The sequence below is a fragment of the Rhodococcus sp. EPR-157 genome, assembly GCF_001647195.1.
GTDB lineage: Bacteria > Actinomycetota > Actinomycetes > Mycobacteriales > Mycobacteriaceae > Rhodococcoides.
The window spans coordinates 1-4,825 of sequence record NZ_LVCV01000030.1 but is presented as its reverse complement, the minus strand read 5'-3'; the positions used below and the strand labels follow the sequence as shown (position 1 = coordinate 4,825).

At 64.2% G+C, this 4,825-nt stretch carries 4 protein-coding genes; 1 reads left to right on the top strand and 3 read right to left on the bottom strand.

The genetic code is table 11. The features are described 5' to 3' along the window. The 3 genes from A2J03_RS01170 to A2J03_RS01160 all read right to left on the bottom strand — a co-directional run. Positions 1-1,735: FAD-dependent oxidoreductase (locus A2J03_RS01170; protein ID WP_068368581.1), on the bottom strand; the 1,735-nt coding region annotated here is incomplete at its 3' end. After that, complete coding sequence (locus tag A2J03_RS01165; RefSeq protein ID WP_068368586.1) at positions 1,735-2,082, bottom strand: molybdopterin oxidoreductase; 348 nt, start codon at positions 2,080-2,082, stop codon at positions 1,735-1,737. The genes A2J03_RS01170 and A2J03_RS01165, both read right to left, overlap by 1 nt. A gap of 105 nt (positions 2,083-2,187) precedes the next feature. Beyond that, on the bottom strand, positions 2,188-3,096 hold the full coding sequence (locus A2J03_RS01160) for a PAC2 family protein (protein WP_156520130.1): 909 nt from the start codon (positions 3,094-3,096) through the stop codon (positions 2,188-2,190). A 190-nt stretch (positions 3,097-3,286) separates the two neighbouring features. Here A2J03_RS01160 and A2J03_RS01155 point away from each other — a divergent pair. Next, a partial coding sequence (locus A2J03_RS01155) for a homocysteine S-methyltransferase family protein (protein WP_197480549.1) occupies positions 3,287-4,825 on the top strand: 1,539 nt, incomplete at its 3' end.

The window sequence follows — 4,825 nt, the reverse complement described above, 5'->3', positions numbered from 1 at the left end:
CCACCGAGAACGTGCCGTCGCGCTGGATATTGGCGTGCACGCGGTCGTTGATGAACAAGGCGCCGCGCTCGTCGACCCAATCGGGCCCCCAGATCGTGCGTAGCAGCGACGCGAGCGGCATCTTCGACGGCACGTCCTCGCTGCCGTCGGTCGCGAGTTCGGTGAACACCTGCGACACCGAACGCAGATCGCGCTCGCGTATGACGTCGATGAGAGCGGGCTTGGACAACGGAATGGATGGGACGTACCAGTCTGCTGCCGGATCGGTCTCGAGCGCACCACCGGCCGCGCAAGCGAGGATGTCGGCCACGAGTCCCTTGCACGAACCGCAACCCTTGCCTGCCCGGGTTGCCGCGGTGACGTCGCCCATCGATTTCGCCCCGGCATGCACGCAGGCGACGATCGCACCCTTGGTGACGCCGTTGCAGTTGCACACCTGGACGTCGTCCGCGAGTTCGGCTGCACCTGTTGCTGCGGTCGGCGTCCCCATGTCGAAGAGCATGCTGATTCGCTCGTCCGGTAGTGGCACCTTCTCGTCGAACGCCTGGGTCAGGAAGTTGGCCTTGCTGATGTCGCCGAGAAGCGTTGCTCCGATGAGCTTTCCGTCCCGGACCACCACGCTCTTGTAGGTCCCGCTTCTGGGTTCGTAGAACTGAACGAACTCGTCGTCGTCACGTTCGGGGCCCTTCACGCCCATCGCCGCGACGTCGACGCCGGCGACCTTCAGTTTCGTCGTCAATCGTGAACCGTGGTATGCGGCGGATGGATTCGCTCCGGAGAGATGCTCGGCGAGCACGACGGCCTGCTCCCACAACGGCGCCACCAGCCCGTACACCTCACCGCGATGCTGGCAGCACTCGCCGACGGCGTAGATGGATCCTTCGTCCTCGCAGCGCAACTGGTCGTCGACGACGATTCCGCGTTCGATGACGAGGCCGCCGCCACGTGCGAACTCGACGTTCGGCCTGATTCCGGCCGTCACGACGATCATGTCTGCAGGTAGTGACGTGTCGTCGTTGAACCCGACGCCGGCGACGCGTCCAGATTCGTCTCGAAGTACCGAGGTCGTCCGTTTCGAGGTGTGCACACCGACGCCGAGTGACTCGATCTTGTTGCGCAGCAGGCGTCCACCACGCTCGTCCAACTGCTGGTTCATCAGGTGACCGGGGGAGTGCACGACGTCGACGTCGAGACCCTGGGTGCGTAGCCCGTACGCAGCCTCCAGGCCGAGTAGCCCACCACCGATCACGACCGCACGCAAATCGTCCTGGGATGCCGCCATCTGAAGCATTCCGTTGGTATCGGCAATCGTCCGGAAGCCGAATACGCCGCGGGCCAGGCGTCCGTCGGGTTCCCGTAGCCCGTCCATGTTGGGGAAGAACGTGTTGCTGCCCGTGGCGATGATGAGAATGTCGTACTCGACGATGCGTCCGCTCTCGCAGCGGACCGACTTCGCAAACCGATCGAGGGCGACCGCCCGGTCCCCGGCGAACAAGGTGACGCCGTTCTCGCGGTACCAGCTCATCGGATTGAGGAGCAGGTCCTCGTCGTCGACGCCCGTCTCGCCGGCAAGCACATGCGAGAGCATGATTCGGTTGTAATTGCCGTACGGCTCGTCTCCGATCATGGTGACGTCGAATTTCTCGGCACCGCGCTTGAGAATCTCCTCGACGGTCCGGGCTCCTGCCATCCCGTTCCCGACGACGAGTAGCCGCGTTCTGGGAGCGCCGTTCATCAGATCAACACCAAGCCGAAGTCGACGACGACCTCGCCCGTCGTGCCTTCGGGTGCCGCGACGACGAGCTCGAGCACCGAGTCGGGATCGACGTCCTCGACCACGCGAAGAGGAATGTTCACCCCGCTCTTGGCACCCATGGGGAACATGCGCATCGGCTGGCCGTCTTTGAGTAGCGACACCACGATCAGCTCGTCGGAGGAGTTGCCTCCGCGAAAGTACAGCGGTTGAGCGATCGATCCCGAAGGCACGACGAACGTGGTGGACGAATCCACCGCCTCGGGTTTGCCGAGTCCATGTCCGGTGAACGGGAAGACGCCCTGAAGGAACCGCGGTGTGCTTGCCATGGACACCAGGTTGCGGTGCGCGGGTGACACCGCCGCTGCGCCTGCGTTACGTGGGGATCAGAAAGAACTCACCGGGCCGCCGTAGCCACTGTGCGGCTGGTGCAGTCACAAGCCGAAGTTGCCTGGTCCCCGGCGTCGAAGGTAGCGCTCGAACTCGGCTGCGATGGCGTCGCCGTCGATCTTCGAGATGGCCTCGGAGATGTCGACCTCCGCGTCGCCTCGTTCCTCGAGAGTGCGTACGTACTCGCTGATCTCCTCGTCTTCCTTCGTCATTTCGGTGACCGCTTCCTCCCAGTCCTCGGCCTGCGTCGGAAGCTCGCCGAGCGGCACCTCTATGTCGAGGACATCTTCGACTCGCTGCAACAACGCGACGGTCGCCTTGGGATTGGGCGGCTGTGACACATAGTGCGGGACCGCCGCCCAGAACGACACCGCAGGGACGCCCGCTTTGACACATTCGTCCTGCAGGACGCCGGTGATGCCGGTCGGACCCTCGTACCGCGTCTGCTCGAGATTGAAGCGCTCGGCAGCCTCGACGCTGTACGCGCTACCGGTGACCGGAACGGGACGAGTATGCGGCGTGTCTGCCAGCAGCGCGCCGAGGATGACCACGGTGTCGACACCCAACTGCTCGACGAACTCCAGAAGGTCGTCGCAGAAGCTCCGCCACCTCATATTGGGTTCGATCCCGCGTAGGAGAACGACATCGCGGGCACTGCCGGGAGGCGAACACACCGACAACCTGGTCGACGGCCACGCAATCTCGCGGGTGACGCCGTCGACCTGCCGGATTGTCGGACGATTCACCTGGTAGTCGTAGTAGTCCTCGGAGTCCAACTCGGCCAGCGGGGTCGCATCCCAGATCAATTCGAGATGTTCGACAGCTCCACTCGCTGCGTCGCCCGCGTCGTTCCAGCCCTCGAACGCTGCCACCAGGATGGGGTTGCGTAGCGACGGAAGTTCGAGTTCCTCGTCGAGATCGTCGTCGGAGTCGACTTCGGAATCCGACGGAATCGGTGTTGCGTTCGACACAGCCGAGGACACCGCAGCCAGCAGGGATTCGGCCGCACTGTCCGAATTGCCGTGTTCGGTGTCGTCTCGGTCGGCGGGAAAATTGCCGTCTCGGTTTCGGGGACTCACCACGACAGCCTACGACCAGCCCGCGCTGTCGTGGGCACGGCATGAAGCCCACTAGTCTGTAGTGATGCCTGCGCTACACAAGACAAGTCTGCTCGATGCGATCGAAACTCGCGTTGTCATCGGCGACGGGGCTATGGGAACGATGCTGCAGGACGCCAACCTCGCGCTCGACGACTTCCTCGGCCTCGAGGGATGCAACGAAATCCTCAACGACACGCGCCCCGACGTGCTGCGCGAGATCCACCGCGCCTACTTCGACGCAGGTGCCGACGCCGTAGAAACCAACACGTTCGGCTGCAATCTGCCGAACCTCGCGGACTACGACATCTCCGATCGAATCCGGGAACTGTCGGAGAAGGGCACCAGGCTCGCGCGGGAGACCGCCGACGAGATGGGCCCTGGACGCGACGGTATGGGCCGCTTCGTTCTCGGCTCGATGGGTCCCGGCACCAAGCTGCCGACCCTCGGACACGCACCGTTCGCGGTCCTGCGTGATGCATATACCGAGGCTGCGCTCGGGATGATCGACGGCGGCGCCGACGCCATCCTCGTCGAGACCTGCCAGGACTTGCTTCAGGTCAAAGCGGCAATCATCGGTAGCCAGCACGCCATGGACAAACTGGGTGTGCGGATTCCGATCATCACGCATGTGACCGTCGAAACGACCGGTGCGATGCTCCTGGGCAGCGAGATCGGCGCGGCATTGACTGCGTTGGAGCCCCTCGGCATCGACATGATCGGGCTGAACTGCGCGACGGGGCCTGCCGAGATGAGTGAGCACCTGCGCCATCTGTCCAAGCATTCGACGCTCCCTGTCTCGGTCATGCCCAACGCCGGCCTGCCGACGCTGGGCCCCAGGGGCGCGGAGTATCCGTTGACGGCGCCCGAGCTGGCAACTGCCCTCGGCGGTTTCGTCTCGGAATACGGACTGTCGTTGGTCGGAGGCTGCTGCGGCACCACTCCCGAGCACATTCGACAGGTGGCCGACCTCGTCCACGGGACGACGAAGGCAACGCGCGTCCCGGCTCCCGAGCCCGGGGTCGCTTCGCTGTACTCGGCCGTTCCGTTCGAGCAGGACGCCAGCATTCTGATGATCGGCGAGCGAACCAACTCGAACGGTTCCAAGGCATTCCGCGACGCGATGCTCGCCGAGGACTACGAGAAGTGCCTCGACATCGCCAAGGACCAGACGCGCGACGGCGCCCACATGCTCGACCTCAACGTGGACTACGTCGGCCGCGACGGCGCTGCCGACATGGCAGCGTTGGCATCACGCTTGGCGACGGCATCGACGCTGCCTATTATGCTCGATTCCACCGAACCAGCGGTCTTGGAGGCCGGTCTCGAACACCTCGGCGGACGCAGTGCGGTCAACTCGGTCAACTACGAGGACGGCGACGGACCGGATTCCCGCTTCCAGAAGATCATGAAGCTGGTCAAGGAGCATGGCGCGGCCGTCGTCGCACTCACCATCGACGAGGAAGGCCAGGCTCGTACCGCCGAGTGGAAGGTGCGGGTCGCCGACCGACTCATCGAGGACATCACCACCAACTGGGGGTTGCGCCACGAGGACATCATCGTCGATACCCTGACCTTTCCCATC